This is a genomic window from Roseibium sp. 10G30-5, from assembly GCF_055809635.1.
On sequence record NZ_CM147918.1, the window covers coordinates 3,594,449 to 3,620,299 of the forward strand.

Below are 25,851 nucleotides of genomic sequence, written 5' to 3' on the forward strand. Positions count from 1 at the left end.
CTGGCGGCCATCGATATCCTTGAGGGGCAGGGTGATCAGATCAGGCTGGTGCGGTGCCTGCAGCGCTGAAAGGTCAGGTCCGAAAAATTCAACTTTTCGTCCAATATGTGCAGCGCCGAGTGGTCAAGGTGTTGCAAGGAAATGAGGATCGTTGGTCCACCTTCTGGCAGATGTGGTTGCTCGTGATCGGGAAGGATGGGGCCGACAACGGCGAGGGACACTGTGCCGTCAATCTCCACGATGCCTGTGACGGCAATCTGCTCAGGTTTGAGCGTCTTTAAGGCTGGATAGCTCAGTCCGCCTTTCACCGCGATGTGGGTGCGGGTGAACATGTCGCGCGCTCGGGTCACCAGTTTCAACAATTGCGGCTGGCGCAGCACTCCTCCGGGTTTGAGAGATGCCTTGTCAGCCTTGGTGAGCGCAAGTAAACGATCATCCGGCGCGACGATCAGGTTTTCATCGAAGCCGAAATCCATCCAGAGACTTTTCATCGCACGCCGAATGATGTCTGGCTTGAAGTCAGTGATCACACTGTCGACGGTGCGATCTGACCGGGTCACTGTGAGTTGCTGGTGAAGCGTTACCTGGATCTGATCATCCACCGCATTTTGCATCAGCTTGCGTTCTGCCTCGATGGTCTGCTCGCGTGAGGCGGAAGATGCAACGAAGCCAATGAAGACCAAAGATAAAGAGGTCAGCGCGATGAGTGCAAAGGCGAGCAGAAAGGCCGTCTTCAATATCCTCTTGTCCGAGAGGCTGGCGTTGGCCTCGGATGTTGGAAGATGTCGGAAAGAGGTCAAGAAATGAAAGTTTCCCTGAAGAGTGTGCGTGCGAACAGACCTGTTTAAGTAAATCAATTTCTATGCGGCAGGACACAATAAAGTTCTAAGATATTTGGATGTTTCGACACACAATCATGTGTTGATTATCCTTGGTTGTAGCGCCGCTGGAAGCCTCTGTTCAGGATGCATTTCTTGTCTGGGCCTGCTTGAAAACGGGACCATGTCTTTTCGAAAGATGATTTATTTTCGCGACAATTTTGATTAGAAGCATGGCCTCATGAAGATGCATTACTTTGGCTATGGGTCTCTGGTGAATGTGAAGACACTTCCCTCGGAGACCGAAGTGACGTCTGGCCTGTTGACAGGATGGGCGCGAGAATGGCAGATCTGCGTGGATCGCGGTGGCGGCAAGGGCGTATGCTCGTTGACAGTGATCCCGGATGCGACGCGATCCATTCGTGGTGTTGTGGTGGAAGCGCCTCTTGCGGGGCTGGCGAAGCTTGAAGAGCGCGAGGCGGGCTATTTCAAGGTCGCTGAAATCTCAGACAGCTTTGCCTGCGATGCCTATGGGCGACCGGGGCCAGACGAATTGTTCCTCTTCCGCGCCAAACAAGAGCATCACCATTGGGGCAATGAGCAGTTTCCCATCCTGCAAAGCTATCTTGATTGCGTGCTTGCCGGATTTTACGCTTTCTGGGGACCTGAGGGCATTGATCACTTCATCGAGACCACGGATGGATGGCATGTGCCAGTGCTGGCTGATCGGGCGTCACCGCTTTATCCGCGAGCGGTGGCATTGCCGCTGGATCTCTATGATCTTATTGATGAAAAACTGACGCCGCTGAACCTCACCATGCTTTCGCCGCAAGCGGAGTTGTGACAGCGTAAAAAAGCGCCATTCAGCGCATTTTTTGTGGTCACCCATGTGGCCTTAGCCCGAGGGGGCGTGTATAAGTCATGCCTCTTCCGAAATGAGCAAAGTGTGGCCCGGACTTCACGAAATTCCGGGTTAGAAGCAGACGAAAGAGAAGGGGCCCGGCCTCTTCATGAGGAGTTAGGTGAAATGGCGGCGAAATGGACACCGGAAAGCTGGAGATCCCAACCGATCTTGCAGGTGCCAGAATATCCCGACAAGCAGGTCTTGGCTGATGTCGAGGCGCGTCTGGGACGCTTTCCGCCGTTGGTGTTTGCAGGTGAAGCCCGTGATCTGAAAAAGCAGTTGGCTGATGTTGCCATGGGCAAGGGCTTTCTGCTTCAGGGGGGCGATTGCGCCGAGAGCTTTGCAGAGCACCATGCCGATCATATCCGCGATTTCTTCCGGGCATTCCTCCAGATGGCCGTTGTCCTGACTTATGCTGGACGTCAGCCGGTTGTGAAGGTCGGTCGCATCGCCGGTCAGTTTGCCAAGCCGCGTTCGTCCGACAATGAAACCAAGGACGGTGTAACGCTGCCGAGCTACCGTGGTGATGTCATCAATGGTATCGATTTCACTGAAGAAAGCCGGATCCCCGATCCTGAGCGCATGACCAAGGCGTACCGTCAGTCGGCGGCAACGTTGAACCTGCTGCGCGCTTTCGCACAGGGTGGCTATGCCAATCTGGATCAGGTTCACCAGTGGATGCTGGGCTTTGTTTCGGGAAGCCCGCAGGGCAATCGCTATCAGGAACTGGCAGATCGTATTACGGAATCGCTCGATTTCATGCGCGCCTGTGGCGTGGATGCAGCCAGCGTGCCGCAGTTGCGGTCAACCGATTTCTTCACCAGCCATGAAGCCTTGCTTCTGGGCTATGAGGAAGCGCTGACCCGTGTCGACAGCACCAGTGGTGACTGGTACGCCACCTCAGGTCACATGATCTGGATCGGCGACCGCACACGTCAGCCTGACCATGCGCATGTCGAGTTTTTCCGCGGCATCAAAAATCCGATTGGCCTCAAGTGCGGCCCGTCGATGACGCCGGAAGGACTTCTGGAGCTGATCGACATTTTGAACCCGGACAATGAGCCGGGTCGCCTGACGCTCATCTGCCGTTTCGGTTCGGACAAGGTCTTCGATCATCTGCCGCAACTGGTTCGGGCTGTTGAGCGCGCCGGAAAGATTGTCGTTTGGTCCTGTGACCCGATGCATGGCAACACCATTACGGCGAATGGCTACAAGACACGCCCGTTCGAGCGCGTTCTCAAAGAGGTCGAGGATTTCTTTGCGGTTCATGAAGCCGAAGGCACACACGCTGGCGGCATCCACATCGAGATGACCGGAGCCAATGTGACTGAGTGTACCGGTGGCGCCCATGCGCTGACCGCCGACCAGCTTGGCGATCGCTACCACACGCATTGTGATCCGCGCCTCAATGCTGATCAGGCTCTGGAACTGGCGTTTCTTGTCGCTGAAAAGCTGCGCAACAGCCACGATGCGCGTGCCAAAGGGGCTCCGGTCGCCGTCAACGGCTGATCCGAAATAAGGCAGGGCGCTTGACGTCCTTTGAATGACAAACGCCGCGATGCAAGTCGCGGCGTTTTGTCTATTTGATCGGGTTTCTTGCGATTGAGAGACGAGGCTTGTGCTTTTCGTCGAAAAGCCGTGCTGGACAGTGTCTCGGCAGTGCTCCGCAGGGCATTGTTCTGGTGGGGCAAACAGGTTTTTGCTTGCACTGCACTGTCTTCTGTCGGAAACAAGCCGGTATCACGTTCATGCCGATGGCATGATTGCAAGTTTTCGCCGAAGCGATTAGATCGACCCCATGAGCGCATCTTCTTCCCAAAAAGTCTTCACGGACCGCTTTCGTCTCGCGGTCGCACAGATCAATCCCACCGTTGGCAATGTCTCGGGCAATGCCGACCTGGTGCGCGACGCGCGCAAGCAGGCGGCGGCGGCCGGTGCGGATCTGGTGCTTTTCCCTGAGTTGACGATCTCCGGTTATCCGCCCGAAGATCTGGTGCTGAAAGAGGCTTTCCTGAAGGCATGCATGGAAGAGGTCTCCCGGTTGGCGCGCGAGACCATTGATGGTGGTCCGGCCCTGCTGGTGGGCTCTCCCTGGTTGGAAAATGGTAAGCGCTACAATGCGGTCTGTCTGCTTGACGATGGAGAGATCAAGGCCCGTCGTTACAAGGTGGATTTGCCGAATTACGGCGTTTTTGACGAAAAGCGCGTTTTCGAGGCAGGCGATTTGCCAGGACCTATCGACTTTCATGGTCTGCGCATCGGTGTGCCGATCTGCGAAGACATCTGGAAGGAAGAGGTAATCGAGTGCCTGACCGAAACCGGGGCCGAAATCCTCATGGTGCCGAATGGTTCTCCTTATGCCATGCACCGGCTGGACGAGCGCTTGCAGGTGGTTGTTGCCCGTGTTGTCGAAAGCGGTCTGCCGCTGATTTATTGCAATCAGGTCTCCGGGCAGGACGAGTTGATCTTTGATGGCGGTTCGTTTGGTTTGCATGCAGATCGGTCGCTGGCTTACCAGATGCCGCAGTTCGAAACGGAAATAGCCGTCATGGACTGGACGCGCAATGAGGCGGGCGACTGGCGCTGTGACAATGGTCCGAATGCGCCCTTGCCAGACATTGATGAGGCAAACTATCGCGCCTGCGTTCTGGGTTTGCGCGACTATGTGCTCAAGAACGGGTTTCCGGGCGTGGTGCTGGGGTTGTCGGGCGGTATTGATTCCGCCATTTGCGCGGCCATGGCTGTCGATGCCCTTGGCGCCGACAAGGTTCATGCGATCATGCTGCCTTATCGCTATACGTCGAGCGAGAGTGTCACGGACGCTGCGGCTTGCGCCAAAGCGCTTGGCATTCGCTATGATCATGTACCGATTGCCGAGCCTGTCGAGGGCTTTGGCCGGGTACTGGCCAACCTGTTTGCCGATTGCCAGCAGGACACGACGGAGGAAAACATCCAGTCGCGTGCGCGTGGCGTCATCCTCATGGCGATTTCCAACAAGTTTGGCTCCATGGTGGTGACCACGGGCAACAAGTCGGAGATGTCTGTTGGCTATGCAACGCTTTATGGCGACATGAACGGCGGCTACAATCCGATCAAGGATCTCTACAAGACGCAGGTCTATCATCTGTCTAGCTGGAGAAACGAGAACCATCCCAAGGGGTTGCTTGGCCCTGCGGGTGAGGTGATCCCTTCCAACATCATCACCAAGGCGCCCTCGGCGGAATTGCGGGAAGATCAGACCGATCAGGACAGCCTTCCGCCCTATGATGCGCTGGACGACATTCTGGTCTGTCTGGTTGAGCATGAGATGGCGGTCACGGATATTGTGGCGCGCGGACATGCGCCCGAACTTGTTCACAGAATCGAACACTTGCTCTACATTGCCGAATACAAGCGGCGTCAGGCTCCACCCGGCGCCAAGATCACCGAGCGGAATTTTGGCAAGGACCGCCGGTATCCCATTACAAATCGTTTCCGGGACCGCAGCTGAGGAGGCTACGGTTCCTCCCGTTTGAGGATCTGGCACAGATGTGCCGCAACTCTGATGTTCTACGTGGACCGACTGGTCCGCGTCGGACGAGGGCGCGCGGCGCTCGTTGTCATGTCGTCAGGCGGGTGAGACACTTTCAAAAGACCTTTGGGGGGCCTGTGTCGTATATCCGTTTCCTGCGTGAAAACGCGCGTTGGCTGCTTGCCGGATTTTTGTTGTCGGGCTTTTCTGCCTTTGGTCAGACCTTCTTCATTTCGCTGTCGTCCGGCTATGTACGCGCGGAATACAGCCTGTCAAATGGTCAGTTCGGTCTGCTCTACATGATGGCAACGCTGGCCAGTGCAGCCCTTCTCACCTATGTCGGCAAGAGCGTCGACACTTATCCCTTGCAGCGCGTTGCAATGGTGGTGATGGCGCTGCTCGGGTGTCTGTGTCTGCTCATGGGCTTCAGCACCAGTGTCTGGCTTTTGTTTTTCATTTTATTCGGGCTGCGCATCTGCGGGCAGGGCATGATGGTGCATATCTCGATGACGGCCATGGGCCGCTGGTTTGAGGCGCAACGCGGCCGGGCCGTTTCTGTCGCCAGTATCGGGATGCCCTGCGCGGAGGCGATCTTCCCCATCAGTTTCGTTGCCCTTGCCGCATTGATTGGCTGGCGTGAGACATGGATGTTGGGTGCGGCGTTGATGCTCTTGGGGGCATTGCCCTTGATCTCCTGGTTGCTGTCCGAAAGCCGCCAACCGAAATCTGAGCCGCGCAAGGCGTCTTCCAAGGATACAAGACACAACTGGACGCGGCGCGACGTGTTGCGTGACCCGGTGTTCTGGCTCGTTTGCGTTGGCATTCTTGCGCCGCCCTTTATCGGCACGACGGTGTTTTTCAATCAGGTCTATCTGGTGCATTTGCGGGGCTGGACAATTGAGGTCTTCGCGGCTGCCTTTACTTTCCTTGCCGTCTCGTCCTTCCTGTCAGTGCTCTTCGTCGGGGACATCATCGATCGGTTCAGCGCTCGTTCGATCCTGCCCTTCGTGCTGCTGCCGCTCACGGTCGGGTGTTTCGTGCTGGCCTTCTATCATGGCACCGCGTCGATCTTCATCTTTATGGTGCTGCTGGGCTTTGGCAACGGCCTGTCGTCAACGTTGAACGGGGCGCTGTGGCCGGAAATCTATGGCACGCGCCACATCGGCTCTATTCGATCGGTTTCCTATGCGCTGCTGGTGTTTGCCAGTGCTGCAGGGCCGGGGCTGATCGGCGTGTTGATTGATGCCAATATCTCCTACGATCTGCAATTGGCTGGTATGGGTGTCTACTGCGTGATTGCCAGTGTTTCGCTCTTTGTTGCCTCGCGCATTCTGCTCACGCGGCGCAAGACCGAAGACCGGCTGGAGGCTGCCAACGCATCGCCGCTTTGATGACCTGTCGCACATGAGAGGCGGCGAAATCCGGGTGCGCCCTCGACATTGGCCTTGAAGTGCCGGACGCGGGCCTTTAGAGCAGAAATCCAATCTGTCGCGTGCCGCAGACGAGTGCGCATGCGAGCGGCAGGCCGAGCGCCTGTCTCCTTTTTCAGTGCGTTGCCTATCCAACGGCGCAAGAGCAACTCAGGCGAGGATCATGACCGTTACCGTTCGTTTCGCACCGTCTCCCACCGGACTCCTGCATATCGGAAATTTGCGTCCGGCTCTGTTCAACTGGCTCTTTGCCAAGAAAAACGATGGCCAGTTCATTCTTCGCTTCGATGACACCGATGTGGAGCGCTCGCGGGAGGAATACGTCGATGCGATCCACCGCGATCTTGGATGGATCGGAATTGCGCCCGACCGGGTTGAGCGCCAGTCCGCACGGGTGGCAGCCTATGATGCGGCGGCCGACAAACTGAAGTCTGCCGGTCTTCTGTATCCGTGCTACGAGACGCCTGAAGAGCTGGAGCGACGTCGCTCGCGCGCTCGTGCGCTTGGCCGTCCGCCAGTCTATGATCGTGCTGGCTTGCAACAGACGGCGGAAGAACGCGCCGCTTTTGAAGCAGAAGGCCGCACGCCGCACTGGCGCTTTTTACTGCCAAATTTTGCCGATGATCCGCTGACGCCCCAACGCACCGAAGAAAGCTGGAGCGATCTGGTGCGCGGTGATCAGCAGATCGATCTGGCCTCCATGTCGGACCCGGTGTTGATCCGTGGTGACGGCACCTATCTCTACACGTTGCCGTCCATCGTGGACGATATCGACATGGGCGTCTCGCACATCATCCGTGGCGAGGATCATGTGGCGAATACGGCCGTGCAGATTGCAATCTTCAAGGCACTGGGCGCTACCCCGCCGATCTTTGGGCATCACAACCTGCTGACCACCCGTGACGGCGAAGGCCTGTCGAAGCGCAAGGGCGCTTTGTCCATCGGTTCGCTGCGCGATGCGGGCTATGAGCCTATGGCGGTTGCGTCGCTGGCAGTTCTCACCGGCACGAGCCACGCTGTCGAGCCGGTGGCCGATCTGGACACGCTGGCCGAGAGTGTTGACCTGACCAGCGTGTCGCGGTCCTCGGCAAAGTTCGACCCGGAAGAGGTTGGTCAGTTGAACGCCCGTCTGGTGCATGCGCTTGAGTTTGATGACGTGGTCGAGCGGCTGGTGGCGCTTGACATCAAGGGCGGCGAAGATTTCTGGCTGACCGTGCGCGAAAATTGCGAAAAGGTGTCGGATGCCAAGGGATTCTGGCAAATCATTGAAGGACCGGTCGAAGGTGTTGTCGAAGACGACGACAAGGATTTTCTGATCAAGGCACGCGAGATGTTCCCGGATGGAGAGGTTTCCCTCGACACCTGTGGGGGTGGACATCAGCCTTGAAGGCGGAAACCGGGCGCAAGGGACGCGGATTGTTCATGCCCTTGCGCAAGGCGCTGACAGGCATGAGCTATGGCCCGGACATGAAGGCCATGCTGCCGCTTATCGGACGACAAAATATTTTGGACCGACTCGCCTGATCGGTTTTTTGGCGGGCAGATCCGAGCCAGTGGGATTGGCAGAGCCGGTGGTTGAAAAGGGCGCTTGCGCAGATGTCGCAGGCGCCTTTTTTGTGTCCTGAGCGGCGGCGTCATCGCTCGGCAGCGTCAATGGGCGCAAGGGGACATCTTTGTTTTGGCCGGATTGAGACGCCTGCACCTGACACCTGCACTGAGGCACCCAATGTTTGCGGTACAGCCAAGGCATTCTTGAGGTCGGTGTAGAGGTGTCCTTCCAGTGTGGTCATGTTTTCTTCCGAGCCGCCTGGATTGGGATAGACGTAGAGGGCCGAAGGCGCGCCGGGGCACAATTGGTCACACCGCTGCGCATCAAACGTCAGTTGCTGTGTGGGCGCGGAAAAGCTCAGGGGAAAGAAGTATCCATCGCAGGTGCGCACACACAAGGTGCGATAGGTGCGCGCACGGGGGAGATGCCACTGGCCGTAATCGGGCATATAGCTCTCATCAATCTGCGGGTCCACAGGGCTGTCTGATGTGAGTGGCGTCAAACCGCTTGTGCTGTCCAACGTGCCACGCAGGGTGCTCAAGGGGGAGGGTTCCCGCAGGGGATGAGGGGAGGCCTCGTGCCGTCCGGTCGAAGGGGTGAGGGTGCTGTGAGAGCGCAGTTCCGGCAAATTGCTGTCCTCACAGGAATGCACTTCGATCAACCCACCGTCCTTGCTCGAAGGGGCGGCGTTTTGCTGTACCCGACTGCCTAAGGCATGTGGAGTGCGCGCCGGCGCGCGCCGATGTCGTCTCGGTGCACACAACACCAGTCATTGCTGAGAAAGCCAGAGAAACGGAAAGAATCAGTTTGATTCGCTTGCGCTGCAGCGTCAATGAGGGGGCAGCCATGCGGTTTTTCACTAAAAAAAGAAAGAACATTTGAACGGGCGAGACCAGATCTTGATGACGTTGCGTTGCCAATAGCCTTTGCAGGTCTTTCGGTTGTGGTAGCCTGACAGTCTAACGTTTGGCGTGTGGGATGTTGCGTCTTTTGGCCATCTGGTCAAACCTGCCACGAAACAAACACGTTCTTGGTATTGAGCTGCCTGTTTGCTTGTCTGCATAAAGCGTTATAGCAGACAGCCCGAAAAGACATCCCCTTGCAAGGCAGATGTCTCTGTCTTGCGGTGCGCATGGCAGGCGAAGGTGGCTCCAGATTGCCGTTTCGTTTGCTGCCTTAGCGCGACCTTTGCCAGAGAATGCTGTCGCAGCCCGAAAAGTGCGGACGACTGTCCGGATCAAGAAAAGCAGGTTTATGTATGAGTCAGACCGTTTCGGCTTCAAAGATCAAGATCGCTCACCAAAGCCTCGGGCATGGCTGCCACTCATTTGCAGTTGAAGGCGGCTCCAACACGGGCGTGATCATCGGGCAGCGCGGCATTCTGGTTGTCGATCCGCAGTCGTCTCCCGTCCTTGGCGCAAGGGTTCTGGAAAAGATCCGCGAAATCTCTGACAAGCCCGTGAAGCATATCGTTCTGACGCATCATCATTGTGACAGCACAGCCGGGGCGGCTGCCTTTGAGGATGCAGAGATCATCTGTTCGGACCTGACCAAGCGTATGCTTGATGATCGGGGCGAGGATGATCTCGAAGTGGCTCAGACACGCTTCCCAGGTCTTTATTCTGACGTGAAAACGCGCTTGCTCCCCCTTGCGCCAACGCTGTCGGTGGCCTCTTCGATTTCCCTGAACCTTGGAAACCGCGATGTGCGCATCATGCACCTTGGTCGCGGTCATACCATGGGCGATATGGTTGTCTGGTTGCAGGATGGCGGCGTTGTGTTTGCCGGTGATCTCGTGGTCAATCGCGTGTCGCCCTATTGCGGCGATGCGCATCTGAACGACTGGCCGCGCGCGTTGCAGCGTGTGGGGGTCTTTCGTGTCAATGCTCTCGTGCCAGGGCGTGGGGCGACGTTGCAAGGGGCGGATGCAATTTCCACGGCCTTGAGCGCGACAGGATCGTATGTCGAAACGCTTCGCAACACCGTCGGGGAATGCGTTGAGGCTGGTCAGGGGCTGAAAGAGGCTTACAGAACGGCTCTCGGTCGTCTGCAAAGCCATTACGGTCAGTGGGACTTGTTCGAAACTCTGCTACCCTACAATGTCGCTCGGGCCTATGACGAGGCGCAAGGCATCGACAAGCCCCAGATCTGGACATTGCGCAAGGATAAGGATCTGGCGGATCTGCTGGCGGGCGCTCATGCCGATGACGGTGCGCCTGTTTCCGAGACCAGGCAGCCGACTGCCGGGCTGGAGGCCGACGAGGGGCTTGAGGACATCGCAGCCCCGGTCGATGACAGTGCGGAAGAGCCCGCTGTCGACGATCATGAGGATGATGCGGGTGACGAGATGGCGGGTGCGGCAGGTCTCGTGGATCTGGGGTTGCTGGAAGATCAGCTGTCCGATGGCGCTGGCGAGGTCGACGAGGCTGATGTTGAAGACAACAATGATCGGGATGATCTGACGGCGTCTGACGCGGAAGACGAGACAGTCTCTGAGGATAAGGTTCAAACCGAAAAGGCGTGAGCCCCTTCCCCTCGTTCTTCATGGTAAGGTCTCCCGTGTCTGAAACTTGGCCTGTTTGCGGCTCGCTCCACATTTTTTATGTGGCGCACGTTGCCAGTTTGACGACCATCTGGACAGGCACGCAAGTGTGCGGGCAAGCACTCAAGCAGGAGAGATCAAGCGGTGATGGGGGAACAACGGATGAAGACTGTTGCAAAAGGCCTTGGGGTTCTGGCAACCGCATTGGGGCTGATGTCAGCAAGTGCAGCCATGGCCGCCGAGCAGCCCGACCTGATCTTCAAGAAATCCACCGTGTGGAAGTTCCTAGGGCCGGATCACAAGCTGGCCACTTACGCCATTGATGATCCTGTCGTGAAGGGTGTTGCCTGTCACTTCACCGTGCCGGAAAAGGGCGGCATCAAAGGCTGGCTTGGCGTGGCCGAGGAAGTATCAGACGTGTCGCTGGCCTGTCGCCAGATCGGACCGATCTCATTTCGGGAAAAGTTTGAGCAGGGCGATGAGGTGTTTCGCCAACGCCGGTCGCTTTTCTTCAAGAAAATGCGGATTGTGCGTGGCTGCGATGCCAAGCGTAACGTTCTGGTCTATGTCGTTTATTCGGACAAGCTTGTGGAAGGTAGCCCGAAGAACTCGACCTCGACCGTGCCGATCATGCCGTGGGGTACGCAGATGCCTGTCAAATGCGGCGAGTATCTCAAGAAATAGTCACCGCCGACACTTCGACCACCTGATTGGCGGGCTGTCGTGCTTGTGCTCAGAAGCTGTAGCGTGGCTCGTCACAGCCAATGCCTATGTAGGAGCAGGCACCACGTTCGACCGTGGTCTTGACGGTGCCCAGATAGTTTGCGGCAATCTTGTTGTCTCGCTGAAGATCGACAAGATGTCCCATCAGCGGCGCCATGGGGGCCGTCAACAAGATGATGATAAAACTGATTACAAACAGACGTTGAAGCATGTCAGCCCCCTGCATTCGTCAAGACTATGCTCAAACTGTGGCATGCCGCCCTTGAACCAGCCCTGATATAGCCATTCATACAACATTCAGAATGATGAATCAGCGGCTATTGACAGCCTTTCAGAATTTACCCGCGCTTCTCTGGCAAGGCTTGACCCGGCTTGTGAAACCGGTCAATAAAGGCGCATGAAAACGGCACATCGCACCCTCATCGCGATCACGCTTATTTGCAGCTAGCACCATTGCTGGCTGTGGCCGTTCCCTCTTGGCAAAATTCTCTCTGAGGTGGATCGCCCGGCCAGCCGGCCAGGAGACGATCTGACATGAGCGCACCCGCGTCCGCGTCGCAAGAGCTGAAGCTCACCAACACATTGACCCGGCAGAAAGAGACCTTTCAGCCGATTGATGCCAAGAACGTGCGTATGTATGTCTGCGGGCCCACGGTGTATGACTTTGCTCATATCGGCAATGCGCGTCCGGTCATTGTTTTTGATGTGTTGAACCGGCTGCTCAAGCACCTCTATGGCGCGGAGCACGTCACCTATGTGCGCAACATCACCGATGTGGACGACAAGATCAATGCGCGGGCGCTGCGCGACTATCCGGACCTGCCGTTGAACGAGGCCATTGCAAAGGTCACGCAGAAGACGGCCGATCAGTTTCATGCCGACGTAGCCGAGCTTGGTTGTGAAGAGCCGACCATCGAACCGCGTGCCACGGACAATATTCCCGGCATGATCGAGATGATTCAGGTTCTCATCGAACGCGGCCATGCCTATGAAGCTGCTGGGGAAGTTCTGTTCGACACCAAGTCCATGCCCAATTACGGCGGTCTGTCGAAGCGTAATCTGGATGACCAGCGCGCAGGTGCGCGCGTGGCCGTTGAGACGCATAAAAAGAACCCGGGTGATTTCGTCTTGTGGAAGCAGTCTTCAGCGGAAGAACCCGGCTGGGATAGCCCTTGGGGGCGTGGGCGTCCGGGGTGGCATATTGAATGCTCGGTCATGAGCGCGCGCTATTTGGGCGAGACCTTCGATATTCATGGTGGCGGACTGGATCTGATCTTCCCGCATCATGAAAACGAGATTGCACAGTCCTGCTGCGCGCATGATACCGAGGTGATGGCCAACTACTGGCTGCACAACGGTTTCGTGCAGGTGGAAGGGCGCAAGATGTCCAAATCCGAGGGCAACTTCTTCACCATCCATGATCTGCTGCACACTGATACGTTCGGTGGTCGCAAGTGGCCGGGCGAGGTGCTGCGCCTCGCCATGCTGATGACCCACTACCGCGAGCCTATCGACTTCTCGGTCAAGAGACTGGAAGAGGCGGAACGTCTTCTGACAAAGTGGCCTGATCTGGTGGAAAGCAATGGCGCTCCGGCAGACGAAGTGCTTGCGGCTCTCGGCGATGACCTGAACACAGCATCAGCAGTGCAAGCCTTGCACGGACTGGCAAGTGAAGCCGTAAAAGATGCCGGGAAGATGGCCAGCTATTCGGCGACGGCCCGGTTGCTTGGTGTCGCGCCTGTTGGCCGCGAAATGGGAAGCCTCGATGAAGCTTCCATCGACGCTCGTGTTCAACAACGTCTTGATCTTCTGGAAGCCAAGAACTGGGCGGAAGCGGATCGTATTCGCGATGAACTGGCCTCTGAAGGCATCCAGCTAAAGGATTCAAAAGACTCTGAAACCGGCAAGCGCGTCACAACATGGGAAGTGAAGCGCTGATCGGCTGACACGTCGGGACAGCGGAAGGAGAGGTGCATGACAGACGCAGCAGACATGACCGCGACAGGCGGGTGCCAGTGTGGTGCCATTCGCTTTCGTGTCGACGGACCGCTGGGGCAAGCCTCCATCTGTCACTGTCGCATGTGCCAGAAGGCCTTCGGCAGCTTCTACGCGCCGCTTGTTTCCGTGCGTGAAAACGAAGTGGTCTGGACGCGGGGAGACCGAAAGATCTTCCAGAGCTCCAATCACGTGAAGCGTGGCTTCTGCGCCGACTGTGGCACACCGCTGACCTATGAGGCACCGGACGGAATGGCGCTTGCCATTGGTGCATTCGACAGGCCCGAAGCCGTTGTTCCAACCAAACAGTTTGGCACGGAGGGCAAGCTTCCCTATGCCGATGGTCTGTCAGAGCTGCCCGGCATGGGCAGTCTGGAAGACCCCGAGGCCTTGCCTTTCCTGCGGACGCTGGTGTCCTACCAGCACCCCGATCACGACACGAATGTGTGGCCCGAGAAAAGGGCTGCAGAAGGATCCGACCATGAGTGACACTTTGCGCAAGCTTTATCCCGAGATCGAACCCTATGACAGCGGCATGCTGGATGTGGGCGACGGCCACCAGATCTATTGGGAGCGTGCGGGCACCAAAGGCGCAAAGCCCGTTGTGTTTCTGCACGGGGGGCCGGGTGGCGGCTGTTCAGCAGACCACCGCCGCGCGTTTCACCCCGAAAAGTATGATGTGCTGTTGTTCGACCAACGCGGCTGTGGGCGCTCTGTGCCACACGCCAATCTGGATGCCAACACAACCTGAGCATCTGGTGGCGGACATTGAACGGCTGAGAGAAATGATTGGTGTCGATAGATGGCAAGTCTTCGGGGGATCCTGGGGATCAACGCTGGCTCTTGCCTATGCTGAAACGCATCCGGATCGTGTGTCCGAACTGGTACTGCGTGGCATCTATACGCTGCAAAAGTCCGAGATGGATTGGTACTACGTCGAGGGCGTGTCCAGCATGTTCCCGGAGAAGTTTGAGCGCTTCCGCGATTATATTCCGGCCGATGAACGTCACGACATGATCGCGGCCTACAACAAGCGACTGACGGCAGATGACCGGGCGACACGCATTGAAGCGGCCAAAATCTGGAGCTTGTGGGAAGGCGAGACCATCACGCTGCTGCCGCATGCGTTTAATTCGGCGCATTTTGCCGAGGATGATTTTGCGCATGCTTTCGCGCGTATCGAAAACCACTTCTTCTTCAACAAGGGCTGGCTTGAGGAAGGCCAGCTTTTGCGCGATGCCCACAAGCTGAATGGCATTCCTGGCGTCATTGTGCATGGGCGCTACGACATGCCGTGCCCGCTGAAGACTGCCTTCCAATTGGACAAGGCGTGGAAGGATGGCGAGTTGCAGGTGGTCGAAGGGGCGGGTCATGCGTTTGACGAGCCGGGCATTCTCGACAAGCTGATCCGCGCGACGGATCGCTTTGCCGGACTTTGAGGGCACACAGGAGACGGTCGGGGCATTCCCGGCCGACAGAATGATTTTGAGGGGAGGGGCGTGATGCGGCAGCGAGTCTGGCGCGCACGCAGGGCGAGACTATGATGAAAGAACGTCTTTATCTGTTCGACACCACTTTGCGCGATGGCGCGCAGACCAGTGGCATCGACTTTTCGCTGTCGGAAAAGATGGCAGTGGCCGAGCTGCTGGATCGGCTGGGCGTCGACTATGTCGAGGGCGGTTATCCGGGTGCCAATCCCACCGACAGCGAATTCTTCACGGAAAAACGCGTCACACAGGCAACCTTTACTGCTTTTGGTATGACCAAGCGAGCCGGGCGATCTGTGTCCAATGATGCTGGCTTGCAGCAGATCCTCTCGGCCAGCGCTGATGCCTGCTGTTTCGTGGCCAAGGCGTGGGATTATCATGTGCAGGTGGCTCTGGGCTGCACGCTGCAGGAGAATCTCGAAGGCATCGCCGAAACCGTTCAGGCTGCGGTGGCAATCGGGCGTGAAGCCATGATTGATTGCGAGCATTTCTTCGATGGTTACAAGGCCAATCCGGAGTATGCATTGGCCTGCGTCACCACGGCCTACGAAGCGGGCGCCCGCTGGGTGGTGCTGTGCGACACCAATGGCGGCACGCTGCCCGGTGAAATCCGCAAGATCGTCGAGACGGTGATCGCGCATGTTCCCGGCGATCATCTGGGCATTCACACTCATGACGACACTGGACATGCGGTGGCCAATGCGTTGGTCGCGGTTGAGGCGGGGGTCCGCCAGATTCAGGGCACACTGAATGGGTTGGGCGAACGTTGCGGCAATGCCAATCTGATCACCCTCATTCCGACCCTTATGTTGAAAGCGCCTTATACGGATCAGTTCGAGCTGTCCTTGAGCGACGAGCAACTGACCAGTGTATCGGCCATTTCACACGCCTTTGACGAGATTCTTAATCGCACTTCGAACCGCCACGCGCCTTATGTGGGCGAAGCAGCCTTCGCCACCAAGGCGGGAATTCATGCCTCCGCCATCCTCAAGGATCCGCGAACCTATGAGCATGTGATGCCGGAAAGTGTGGGCAATCAGCGTCGTGTGCTGGTGTCCGATCAGGCAGGAAAAAGCAATCTTCTGGGAGAATTAAAGCGCATTGGTCTGTCGGTTGACAAGGCCGATCCGCGTCTTGACCGGTTGCTGGCAATGGTCAAGGAAAAGGAAGGTCAGGGCTATGCCTATGAGGCCGCAGGTGCCTCGTTTGAACTATTGGCTCGCCGGACCTTGGGAGATGTGCCGCAACATTTCGACGTGGAAGGTTTCCGCGTCATGGTGGAGCGGCGTCACAATGCAGTGGGTGAACTGGTCAGTGTGTCGGAAGCGGTGGTCAAGGTCTCGGTCGACGGCGAGACCCGTATGTCTGTCGAAGAAGGCAATGGCCCCGTCAATGCGCTCGACAGGGCCCTGCGCAAGGATCTGGGTCGGCTGCAATCCATCATCGAGCCGATGGAGCTTGTCGACTATAAGGTGCGTATCCTCAATGGCGGTACCGAGGCGGTCACCCGAGTTCTGATCGAAAGCCGGGACACACGCACTAACAGGCGTTGGTTTACCATTGGCGTCTCAAGCAATATCGTCGATGCTTCGTTTCAGGCGCTGGTTGATTCTGTCAATTTTGCCCTGCTCAAAGCGGACAAGATCTGATCCTCTCCGATGACTGAAAGGGGTTTCCTTGCGCAATGACGGCAAGGGCTCCGGCTAGAAGGTACTCATAAAATGGCTTCGAAGGCACCGTCGGTCGCGTCTGGCGACGACATTCGTGCGGGCTTGCTCTTTGCGCTGGGTGCCTATGGCATCTGGGGTTTTTTGCCACTCTATTTTCACATCATGACGGATGTGTCGCCCTACCTGATTGTTGCTCACCGGATCATCTGGTCGGCGCTTCTGGTCGGGGGCTTTCTGATGCTTCGTGGAAGATTCTCCGAGGCGCTGGCGATCCTTTCCACTCCGCGGTATCTCGCAGGTCTCAGCCTGTCCGCGGTCACGATCAGTGTCAATTGGATCGTCTTTATCTGGGCGGTGGGGCAGCACCGGGTGCTTGAAGTCTCGCTTGGGTATTTCATCAACCCGCTTGTCAGCATTCTCATTGGCCTGATTATTCTGCGGGAGCGGGTCAGCCGTCTTCAGGGGCTGGCAATTGCCATCGCCGCTTTGGTCGTGGCCATCAAGGCGGTGCTGACCGGCGGGGTGCCGCTGATTTCGCTGGCACTGGCTTGTTCCTTTGCCACTTATGGCTTTATTCGCAAGGTCACACCGGTGCCTGCGACGCCGGGCCTCTTCGTTGAAACACTGGTGCTCAGTCCGTTTTGCCTGCTGTATATCTTTTATGTTCAGCAGCAAGGACAGATCGCCTGGCATTTCCAAAACCCGGGTACGCTGGCTCTGTTGATCGGCAGTGGCGTTGTCACGGCGGTGCCGCTGGTGATGTTCTCCGCCGGTGCCAGACGCTTGCCAATGGTGCTGATCGGACTGATGCAATATCTCGCCCCGACCTTGCAGTTCCTGTTGGCGGTCTTCTTGTGGGATGAGCCGATGGACACGGCAACTCTCTTGGAGTTCGTCGTCATTTGGGGCGCGCTGGCGCTGTTTACCTATGATTCGCTGTCTCGCTGGCGTCGCCGGATGCGACAGAGCGCCGCAGAGACCAAGACTCCGGTGATCTGAGGCCTCAACGGCATTGCGCTTTGCGGCCGTCTTGGCAAGAGTGAGGCGTTCTTGAGCTGCACGACCCGTCAGGTGCCGTGCGGTCTGGCTTTCCCGATGGGTATCCGATGCTGTCCAAGTTTCTGTCCGGCGGTCGACGCAGAGCATTTTCCTCTCTCAACGAGCAGGAAATCCTGGCGCTCGCCATTTCGTCTGAAGAGGACGATTCACGCATCTATCAGGCCTATGCCCGTATCCTGCGAGACGAGGCCCCGCATTCCGCGCAGGTGTTTGAGGAAATGGCGCAAGTGGAAGATAGTCATCGCCGTGAGTTGATCGATCAGTTCAAGGTACATTTCGGTGATCTCATTCCGCTGGTCCGTCGTGAGCATGTCTCCGGATTTTATGATCGCAAACCTGATTGGTTGATGCAGAACCTGTCGCTTGAGACCATCCGCGCTGAAGCCGCCTTGATGGAAGCGCAGGCCGCACGGTTTTACCGCGAGGCTGCCAAGTCGGTTTCCAATGCAGATATTCGCAAGCTGCTGGGTGATCTGGCGCTGGCCGAGGATCACCATGAACAGACGGCCCTGACCCTGTCTGAGGAGCATCTGACAGAAGATGTTCAGGAGGAAGAGGACAAGGCGGCGCGGCGGCAGTTCATCCTGACCTATGTGCAGCCGGGTCTGGCTGGGCTGATGGATGGGTCCGTCTCGACCCTTGCTCCGATCTTTGCGGCGGCCTTTGCGACGCAGAATACCTGGCAGACCTTCCTGGTGGGCCTGTCCGCGGCTGTCGGAGCCGGCATTTCCATGGGGTTCACGGAAGCGGCGCACGATGATGGCAAGATTTCAGGGCGGGGCTCGCCGCTCAAGCGCGGTCTGTCTTGCGGCCTGATGACGGCGCTGGGAGGGCTTGGTCATGCCCTGCCGTATCTGATCCCGTCTTTCTGGCCGGCGACCATTCTGGCAGGCATCATCGTTTTCATCGAGCTTTGGGCAATCGCCTTCATCCAGAACCGCTTCATGGAAACGCCGTTCTGGCGAGCCACTCTTCAGGTGGTTGTGGGTGGTGCCCTGGTGCTGGCCGCAGGGATTGTGATCGGGGCGGGCTAGGCGCGCGCCCCGATGTTGGCCGAGCACGTTATGCCCCGATGTTGGCCGAGCACGTTATTAAGGGGTGGGGCGGGGCAAGGCTCCTGCCTTTTGAGGTCTCAGCGTCAGAAGTTGTCTTCGTTGATCGCCTGTTCGTTGAGTGACGGGTCTTCTGGATGGCGCTGCAGAGCTGGGACAATGTCCTCGATCGTGTTGCAGACCATATAAGGCACGTCGCTGGTGCGTCCGATGAATCCTTGCGCCCGCATGTGATTGATCAGCGAAATCAGTGGCGCCCAGAAGCCATTGATATTGGCCAGAATAACGGGTTTCTGATGACGCCCGAGCTGGCCCCAGGTCATCATTTCCACGGCCTCTTCCAGAGTGCCAATGCCGCCGGGAAGCGCGATAAAGGCATCTGCCTTCTGGAACATCAGTTGTTTGCGCTCGTGCATGTTGGTGGTGACGATCAGTTCGTCCAGGTCATCAAGCATGTGTTCGCGCTGTTCCAGAAAATCCGGAATGATGCCGACAACGCTGCCGCCTTCATCGCGCGCCGCACGTGCAACGGTGCCCATCAGGCCAACGTCGCCGCCACCGTAGACCAGCCGCCAGCCTGAATTGGCGATCAGGCGTCCGAGTTCATTCGCGGCCGCCTCGTATCGTTGGTCGGTCCCGAAGCTGGAACCGCAATAAACACAAACGCTTTTCATCTTGCTCATGAACAATGAGTCGCATCGGGCTGAAAGAACGTCAAGCGCTGCTTTCTCCCGTAATTTATAATCCCCGAATACCTTGTTGAACGGCTGGAATTCTTGCCGTTTCTAGCAAACCCCATTATCTATGGAGCTGTCTTTCAGGCAATGTTAGGCTTTTGCATGCTGGGCGGTGTTTCACCGCGCTTTTGGAAATGATATATCGCGGCGGGCTTGGGCTGATGAGCCGGACGTGGTGAATGGGGTGCTGAATGTCGAAAAATGCTGTGATCCGCATGGTTATCCTTGCGGCGATCGTCGGAGCCATAGCGGTTGTGACCGGATATGTTTATCTGGAAAAACCGACATCCTCTTCCGGCGGGTCCGTGACTGCAAGTCAGGAGAAATCTTCTGGCTCTATGACATCCGGTGCCAGTGAACAGGCTTTGGAGGCCAATGCCGGTTCTGATGCCAAAGGCACGGCCCAAGATGGGTCCTCCGAACAGGTAGCCGCAACCCCGGCACCAGTTGAAAATGCACCGGCCACGACACCATCAGTCACAGGCACACCGGGGGCAGACACACAGGGTACTGGCACCTCGGACGCAGACAGCAAGAATAGCAGTGCATCGGCGGATGTGACCGCCCCCACCGACAAGGACCAGTCCAAGCCGGGTCTCGCCAAGCAGGATCAGACTGGGCAAGAGCAGGCCCGCAAAACCGGCGAGATGGACAAGACTTCTGCGGGGACGCCCAAGACTGCAGATGTGCAGAAATCGTCTGCTGCGGACACCGCCGAGCTTTGATGTAGTCGGCGTTCAGCCCAATGGCGATACGGTTGTTGCGGGGCGCGCGGATGCTGGCTCAATTGTTGCCCTGTTGGCCAATGGCAAGGTGGTTGGCAAGGGCGTTGCCAACACCGAAGGGGAGTGGTCGATCATTCTTGACCAGCCGCTAAAGCCGGGTGACTACAATGTTGGCCTGCAAAGCGAAGACAAGACCACCAAGGAAAAGACGAATTCCACCGACGAACTGGCTGTGTCCATTCCAAAAGATGGCAAGAGCCAGCCGCTCGTCGTGTTGAGTGCGCCAGATGCGGCTTCCAGAGTTCTGCAAGAACCGAAGCCAAAAGACGCACCAACGCAGGTTGCACAAGCTGAGACAGCGCCTAAGCCAGAACCGACGACTACGACCGCTACGGACAAGGCGGATACCGCGTTGGCACAGGCGGACGATAAGGCGGAAATTCAGACCTCGACGGCTTCCGAGAAGAAGACCGATCTGGCCGACCAGTCTGCTGCGGCAACGCAGGCCGATACTAGTCAGCAGGCCGTTCCGGGTCAGATCCCTGACGCAGCGAAGACGGCTGACATGCCCTCGGAAGCCGAGATGAATGACGCGGCCGCTATGAGTGATGCGGCGACTGCACGCGCACCCGCTAAGGAAGAGGACGATACTGCGAAGGATGCGTCGCAGAACGCCGCACCGGAGACGTCGACCGTCGTTGCGGAAACGCCAAGGACGGATGACCAATCTGCCGAGATGGCCAAAACCTCGACAACACAGGCTGCCAAGGCAGGGATGCCGGGCGCAGGCGAGAGCGTTGCCGCTGCACCAGCCAAGACGGACATGCCGCTTGCGGTTGAAACGCCCGTCGTCACCGTCGATACGGTGGAAAGCCAGACCGGGACCGTTTTTGCTGCAGGCAAGGGCGGAAAAGGTTTGCAGGTTCGGGTCTATGTGGCCGACAAATTGTTGGGTGAAACCGATGTCACGCGCGATGGAAGTTGGAACACCAAGGGCGACATGAAGCTCAAGGTCGGCAGCGTTGAAGTGCGCGCCGATATGGTGGATCCCAAGACCGGCAAGGTCGTGGCTCGTGCCGCAGTGACATTCGACAAGGAGCCAGAGGCCGTCGTGCTGACCCGCATGGATGCGACTGGCTCGTCGGACGTTGGCGATGCAGGGGGGCAGGGCAGCGTGACCAAGGAATTGCCGAGTGTGATCATTCACAAGGGCGACAATCTGTGGCGCATTGCCCGCAAGCTCTACGGCAAGGGCTTCCGCTTCACCACCATCTATCAGGCCAACCGCGGTCAGATCCGCAATCCGGATCTGATCTATCCCGGGCAGGTGTTCCTGACCCCGGAAGGTGACATGCAGTGGAAACCACTGAAGGGGGATGAAGGCGGCGCGTCGAACAAGAACTGACGCGTGCTTGTCGGTGAGCCTCACCAAGAAGCCTGCCGATTGAAAACAGAAAACGGCGGCGTCGACAGACGATCCGCCGTTTTTCTTGCCGCAAAATCTGTGTTTTGTTGGATGGCAGGCCTATATGCAGCACAATCGTCATGCGCAGTTGATGCTTTTATTGCAGGTTGAGCGCCTTCGTCCGACCGACCTGCAAAGTCCTGCAACCCTTTGTTCTTCATGCAAGACGTTACGTTGATTTTGACTAAGGAGACGTTTTCGCCTCCGAGAGCCTTTGCAGACCTCGGAGCATTCGACGTCACATAAAATGATGCGGGAAACCCGCACAGACCTTTCAGGAGACCCCGTTGTCCTCATCAAAAGACAATGCAAAGCAAAAGCAAGCAGCCAACGACGGGCCTGCCAAATCGACCGTTTCGGCAGATGAAGGTTCGACGTTCCGAACCCTCGTCAATCTGTGGCCCTACATCTGGCCCGCCAAGCGACCCGATCTCAAGCAGCGTGTGGTCCTCGCCATATTTGCGCTTGTGGTTGCCAAGGTCGTGACGGTGTTCTCGCCCTATTTCTTCGCCTGGGCATCAGATGCGCTGACTGGCCAGAAGGATGGCCTTCCAGCGTTTCTCGTTGCTCCGGTCATGTTGGTGATTGCCTACAATGCGACGCGCGTCATGGCAGTTGGCTTCAACCAGTTGCGGGATGCCTTGTTTGCCCGCGTTGGTCAGCACGCCGTGCGCCAGCTCGCCTTCATTACTTTCACGCACTTGCACCAGTTGTCCTTGCGCTACCATCTGGCGCGGCGAACCGGTGGCCTGAGCCGCGTTATCGAGCGTGGCGTGAAGGGCATCGAGTCGATCGTGCGCTTTACCATCCTCAATGGTATTCCGACTCTGTTGGAATTCGCCTTCATGGCGATCGTCATCTGGTTCCAGTTCGGCGTCATCTATCTGGTCGTGGTGGCGGTGATGATCGTGACCTACGTCTGGTACACCATCAAGGCGTCCAACTGGCGCATCGCCATTCGCCGCGAGATGAACGACAGCGATACGGAGGCCAACTCCAAGGCTATCGACAGTCTGTTGAATTTCGAGACCGTGAAGTATTTCGGCAACGAGAAAATGGAAGCCGCACGGTTTGATGTTTCCATGGCCCGTTACGAGGTGGCCGCGACAAAAACATGGACGTCACTTGCCTTAGCTCAATTTTGGTCAGGCGGCCATTCTGGGGGCTGGTACCGCCATTTGCATGATCCTGTCGGCACGCGCGGTCATGGCAGGCGAGCAGACCATTGGTGACTTTGTTCTGATCAATGCATTGTTGATGCAGATCGCCATTCCGCTGAACTTCATAGGTTTTATCTATCGCGAAATCCGTCAGGGCCTTGCCGACATCGAGGCGATGTTCGGGTTGCTGCAAGTGCCTGCCGAAATCGAAGACAAGCCGGATGCAAAGCTGCTGCCAAGCGTCAAGGGGGACATCACTTTCAAGGACGTGCGGTTTCACTATGATGCCAATCGGGCGATCCTCAAGGGCGTCGATTTCGTTGTGCCTGCAGGCAAGTCACTGGCTATCGTTGGTCCGTCCGGGGCGGGCAAGTCGACAATTTCACGCTTGCTGTTCCGCTTTTATGATGTGACTGGTGGTGCTGTTCTGATCGACGGGCATGATGTGCGGGATGTGGCGCAGGAAAGCCTGCGGGCAATGATCGGCATGGTGCCGCAGGACACGGTGTTGTTCAATGACACCATCGCCTACAACATTCGCTATGGCCGACCGGATGCAACCGATGCGGAGATTGAAGCGGCGGCACGCATGGCCCAGATCCATGAGTTCATCGAGCGTATGCCAGATGGGTATGAGACTGAGGTTGGTGAACGTGGTCTCAAGCTTTCGGGTGGTGAAAAGCAGCGTGTCGCCATTGCGCGGACAATCTTGAAAGCGCCGCCGATCCTCATTCTGGACGAGGCAACGTCTGCACTTGATACGCATACCGAGCGCGAAATCCAGAGCGCGCTGGATCAGGTCTCGCGGGATCGCACCACGCTGGTGATCGCACACCGTCTGTCGACGGTGGTCAATGCCGACCAGATTCTGGTGCTGGACAATGGCGAGATTGCCGAAAAAGGCACACATGCAGAGTTGCTGGCGGCTGATGGGCTCTACACCTCCATGTGGGCACGTCAGCGCGAGGCCGACGAGGCGGAAGAACGTCTGCGTGCGGTACGTGAACTCGATGATCGTGGCATGGTCGTGCGTGGCCCGCGTGCCGAGGACCTCGCGGACGAGGATGGCGACGGGTCCATATCCTAGGCAACGCTGAAACGCTGCGGATGGTCTCCGCAGCGCTCGCTTTTAAGGTTCAAATCGGACCGGAAAGGCGTTAGAAGGGCTGTTTACGGGGCAACGGCCCCGTTTGCAGGCTCAACAGCCAGGGGGCGGCGCGTGTACTCAGGTTTGGTGCAACGACCGGGAGGGGAGACCCCGAGAACCCGGCAGGCCGGTTTTACACTGCTCTGATCAAGGGATCCGTTCATGTCACTTGTGGACTCTGTCACCAAGGCCTTCGTCCCCATCCACCGCGAGGGATGGCCGTTTATTGCCATTTCACTGGCCGCCACGCTGATCATCGGCTGGTTCGTCTCGCCACTGTTCTGGATCGGACTGATCTTTACCGGCTGGATTTGCTATTTCTTCCGGGATCCGCGCCGCGTCACGCCTGTGGGCGAGGGACTGGTGATTTCTCCGGCCGACGGTGTCGTCAGCCATGTTGGCCCGGTCGAGCCTCCGGTCGAACTGGGGCTGGGCAGCGAGCCACTGTTGCGCATTTCGATCTTCATGAACGTGTTTAACTGCCATGTGAACCGGGCCCCGATCTCGGGTCGCATCACGCGTATCGCCTATCGGGCCGGTAAATTTCTCAATGCCGAACTGGATAAGGCAAGCGAGCAGAACGAGCGCAACGGTCTTGTGATCGACACGCCGACAACGCGTGTTGGCGTGGTGCAGATTGCCGGGTTCGTTGCACGGCGTATTGTCTGCTTTGTACGTGAAAATGAAACCATCGGCGCCGGTGAGCGCTTCGGCCTGATCCGTTTCGGCTCGCGTCTCGATGTCTATCTGCCAACGACAGTTGCACCGAAGGTTGCCCTTGGTCAGACGATGGTTGCCGGGGAAACGGTCTTGGCCGATCTGCTTGAAAGCGGTGTGCCGATCAATCCGTTGACCAAGGTCAGTTGAACCGGAAGAGAGCATTTTGACCGACAGCGATAAAGATCCGTCTCCGACACCCTCTGCAAGTGACGCGCCGAAGGTCAAAGCGCCGCGACCGCGCCGTGATCCACGGTTCCGCCGCGTGCCAATGCGCTTGATCTTGCCCAACCTCGTCACATTGCTGGCGTTGTGCTCGGGCCTGACAGCCGTGCGCATGGCAACAGAAGGGCGCTGGGAATTTGCCATAGGGGCGGTTCTTGTCGCCGCAGTCCTGGATGCCGTTGACGGCCGTCTGGCGCGAATGCTGCGTGGTACATCCCGGTTCGGGGCTGAACTGGATTCTCTGGCTGATTTCGTCAACTTCGGCGTGACTCCGGCTTTGATCCTTTATCTCTGGATCCTCAAGGAAGACGGCTCGCTTGGCTGGATTGCTTGCCTTGTTCTGGCGATCTCCGCCGCCTTGCGTCTGGCGCGGTTCAACGCCGCGCTTGATGCGCCCGACAAGCCGGACTGGGCCGTGCATTTCTTTACCGGTGTGCCTGCGCCTGCCGGAGCCTTGACTGCACTGTTGCCGCTTTATCTGGAATTTGTCGGTGTCTTGCCGCATTGGGACAGCTTTGGCCCTGGGATCGCGCTCTACACCATGTTCGTGGGGTTCATGATGATCTCCCACGTGCCGACATTTTCCGGCAAGAAGTTCGGTGCGCGGGTGCGACGTGAATATGTGCTGCCTGTCTTCGTGCTGATCGTTCTGATCACGGCCTTGACGGTCAGCTACACCTTCTTGATGCTGACCATCGGCACCTTGCTCTATATCGCGTCCATTCCTCTCGCCTGGCGACGCTACAAACGCTACATGCGCGAAGAGGGTTGGTCTGACAAGGATGACGACGGGCCCGATGATGATGAGATCGATCTCGATCAGCTTGGCGATCTCGGACGGCACCGTTCGTCCTGATCCTGCTGCGGTTCTCCGCCGACTTTCGATTTGGGTTTGAGAACGAAAAAGCGCTGACCGCCATCGCCGTCAGCGCTTT

20 protein-coding genes and 2 pseudogenes are annotated in these 25,851 nt (G+C 57.6%); 18 read left to right on the forward strand and 4 right to left on the reverse strand.

The features are described 5' to 3' along the window. Positions 1–35 precede the first annotated feature (35 nt). On the reverse strand, positions 36–800 hold the full coding sequence (locus AC0L7U_RS18175; protein WP_473692693.1) for a CHASE4 domain-containing protein: 765 nt from the start codon (positions 798–800) through the stop codon (positions 36–38). A gap of 259 nt (positions 801–1,059) precedes the next feature. Between AC0L7U_RS18175 and AC0L7U_RS18180 the strand changes: the two genes are divergently transcribed. From AC0L7U_RS18180 to gltX, 5 genes and pseudogenes are all read left to right on the forward strand, one after another. Then, complete coding sequence (locus AC0L7U_RS18180; RefSeq protein ID WP_473692694.1) at positions 1,060–1,662, forward strand: gamma-glutamylcyclotransferase family protein; 603 nt, start codon at positions 1,060–1,062, stop codon at positions 1,660–1,662. 183 nt (positions 1,663–1,845) lie between these two features. Continuing rightward, positions 1,846–3,231 (forward strand): class II 3-deoxy-7-phosphoheptulonate synthase, encoded by a 1,386-nt coding sequence (locus AC0L7U_RS18185; RefSeq protein WP_473692695.1) that lies wholly within the window; start codon positions 1,846–1,848, stop codon positions 3,229–3,231. Between the two features lie 289 nt (positions 3,232–3,520). Continuing rightward, a complete protein-coding gene (locus tag AC0L7U_RS18190; RefSeq protein ID WP_473692696.1) occupies positions 3,521–5,212 on the forward strand; it encodes an NAD+ synthase in 1,692 nt (563 codons plus the stop codon). Between the two features lie 158 nt (positions 5,213–5,370). Beyond that, positions 5,371–6,624, forward strand: a complete 1,254-nt coding sequence (locus tag AC0L7U_RS18195; RefSeq protein WP_473692697.1) for an MFS transporter — start codon at positions 5,371–5,373, stop codon at positions 6,622–6,624. A gap of 202 nt (positions 6,625–6,826) precedes the next feature. Further along, positions 6,827–8,187: pseudogene (gltX, locus tag AC0L7U_RS18200) on the forward strand (glutamate--tRNA ligase). Between the two features lie 110 nt (positions 8,188–8,297). Here gltX and AC0L7U_RS18205 read toward each other — a convergent pair. Continuing rightward, positions 8,298–8,753 (reverse strand): DUF2865 domain-containing protein, encoded by a 456-nt coding sequence (locus AC0L7U_RS18205; RefSeq protein WP_473692698.1) that lies wholly within the window; start codon positions 8,751–8,753, stop codon positions 8,298–8,300. Between the two features lie 717 nt (positions 8,754–9,470). On the opposite strand from AC0L7U_RS18205, the gene AC0L7U_RS18210 reads away from it, so the two are divergent. Both AC0L7U_RS18210 and AC0L7U_RS18215 read left to right on the forward strand, forming a co-directional pair. Further along, positions 9,471–10,736 carry an MBL fold metallo-hydrolase gene (locus AC0L7U_RS18210; RefSeq protein ID WP_473692699.1) on the forward strand — a complete coding sequence of 422 codons (1,266 nt, stop codon included), beginning with the start codon at positions 9,471–9,473 and terminating at the stop codon, positions 10,734–10,736. 180 nt (positions 10,737–10,916) lie between these two features. Beyond that, positions 10,917–11,438: a CreA family protein gene (locus AC0L7U_RS18215; RefSeq protein ID WP_473692700.1), complete on the forward strand. Its 522-nt coding sequence runs from the start codon at positions 10,917–10,919 to the stop codon at positions 11,436–11,438. A 49-nt stretch (positions 11,439–11,487) separates the two neighbouring features. Here the strand turns inward: AC0L7U_RS18215 and AC0L7U_RS18220 are convergent, their stop codons facing one another. Beyond that, positions 11,488–11,688, reverse strand: coding sequence for a hypothetical protein (locus tag AC0L7U_RS18220; RefSeq protein ID WP_473692701.1), 201 nt, complete (start codon positions 11,686–11,688; stop codon positions 11,488–11,490). Between the two features lie 323 nt (positions 11,689–12,011). On the opposite strand from AC0L7U_RS18220, the gene cysS reads away from it, so the two are divergent. From cysS to mbfA, 6 genes are all read left to right on the forward strand, one after another. After that, on the forward strand, positions 12,012–13,415 hold the full coding sequence (cysS, locus tag AC0L7U_RS18225) for a cysteine--tRNA ligase (protein WP_473692702.1): 1,404 nt from the start codon (positions 12,012–12,014) through the stop codon (positions 13,413–13,415). Positions 13,416–13,451: 36 nt separating this feature from the next. Continuing rightward, positions 13,452–13,961 (forward strand): GFA family protein, encoded by a 510-nt coding sequence (locus AC0L7U_RS18230; protein WP_473692703.1) that lies wholly within the window; start codon positions 13,452–13,454, stop codon positions 13,959–13,961. Positions 13,962–14,014: 53 nt separating this feature from the next. Next, the gene (gene pip / locus AC0L7U_RS18235; protein WP_473692704.1) at positions 14,015–14,911 is read left to right on the forward strand and encodes a prolyl aminopeptidase; all 897 of its coding nucleotides are present in this window, start codon (positions 14,015–14,017) and stop codon (positions 14,909–14,911) included. A gap of 101 nt (positions 14,912–15,012) precedes the next feature. Then, positions 15,013–16,608 carry a citramalate synthase gene (gene cimA / locus AC0L7U_RS18240; RefSeq protein ID WP_473692705.1) on the forward strand — a complete coding sequence of 532 codons (1,596 nt, stop codon included), beginning with the start codon at positions 15,013–15,015 and terminating at the stop codon, positions 16,606–16,608. A 72-nt stretch (positions 16,609–16,680) separates the two neighbouring features. Further along, the gene (gene rarD, locus AC0L7U_RS18245) at positions 16,681–17,628 is read left to right on the forward strand and encodes an EamA family transporter RarD (RefSeq protein WP_473692706.1); all 948 of its coding nucleotides are present in this window, start codon (positions 16,681–16,683) and stop codon (positions 17,626–17,628) included. A gap of 107 nt (positions 17,629–17,735) precedes the next feature. Beyond that, a complete protein-coding gene (gene mbfA, locus AC0L7U_RS18250) occupies positions 17,736–18,722 on the forward strand; it encodes an iron exporter MbfA (RefSeq protein ID WP_473692707.1) in 987 nt (328 codons plus the stop codon). A 104-nt stretch (positions 18,723–18,826) separates the two neighbouring features. On the opposite strand, the gene AC0L7U_RS18255 is transcribed toward mbfA, so the two are convergent. Further along, complete coding sequence (locus tag AC0L7U_RS18255; RefSeq protein ID WP_473692708.1) at positions 18,827–19,423, reverse strand: LOG family protein; 597 nt, start codon at positions 19,421–19,423, stop codon at positions 18,827–18,829. 245 nt (positions 19,424–19,668) lie between these two features. Between AC0L7U_RS18255 and AC0L7U_RS18260 the strand changes: the two genes are divergently transcribed. From AC0L7U_RS18260 to AC0L7U_RS18280, 5 genes and pseudogenes are all read left to right on the forward strand, one after another. After that, positions 19,669–20,202 (forward strand): hypothetical protein, encoded by a 534-nt coding sequence (locus AC0L7U_RS18260; protein WP_473692709.1) that lies wholly within the window; start codon positions 19,669–19,671, stop codon positions 20,200–20,202. Next, the gene (locus AC0L7U_RS18265) at positions 20,162–21,607 is read left to right on the forward strand and encodes a LysM peptidoglycan-binding domain-containing protein (RefSeq protein WP_473692710.1); all 1,446 of its coding nucleotides are present in this window, start codon (positions 20,162–20,164) and stop codon (positions 21,605–21,607) included. The genes AC0L7U_RS18260 and AC0L7U_RS18265 overlap by 41 nt, the downstream gene beginning before the upstream one ends. 455 nt (positions 21,608–22,062) lie before the next feature. Beyond that, positions 22,063–23,914, forward strand: a pseudogene (locus tag AC0L7U_RS18270) (ABCB family ABC transporter ATP-binding protein/permease). Positions 23,915–24,136: 222 nt separating this feature from the next. Continuing rightward, on the forward strand, positions 24,137–24,841 hold the full coding sequence (locus tag AC0L7U_RS18275) for a phosphatidylserine decarboxylase (RefSeq protein ID WP_473692711.1): 705 nt from the start codon (positions 24,137–24,139) through the stop codon (positions 24,839–24,841). A gap of 121 nt (positions 24,842–24,962) precedes the next feature. After that, positions 24,963–25,772: a CDP-alcohol phosphatidyltransferase family protein gene (locus AC0L7U_RS18280; protein ID WP_473695896.1), complete on the forward strand. Its 810-nt coding sequence runs from the start codon at positions 24,963–24,965 to the stop codon at positions 25,770–25,772. Positions 25,773–25,851 lie beyond the last annotated feature (79 nt).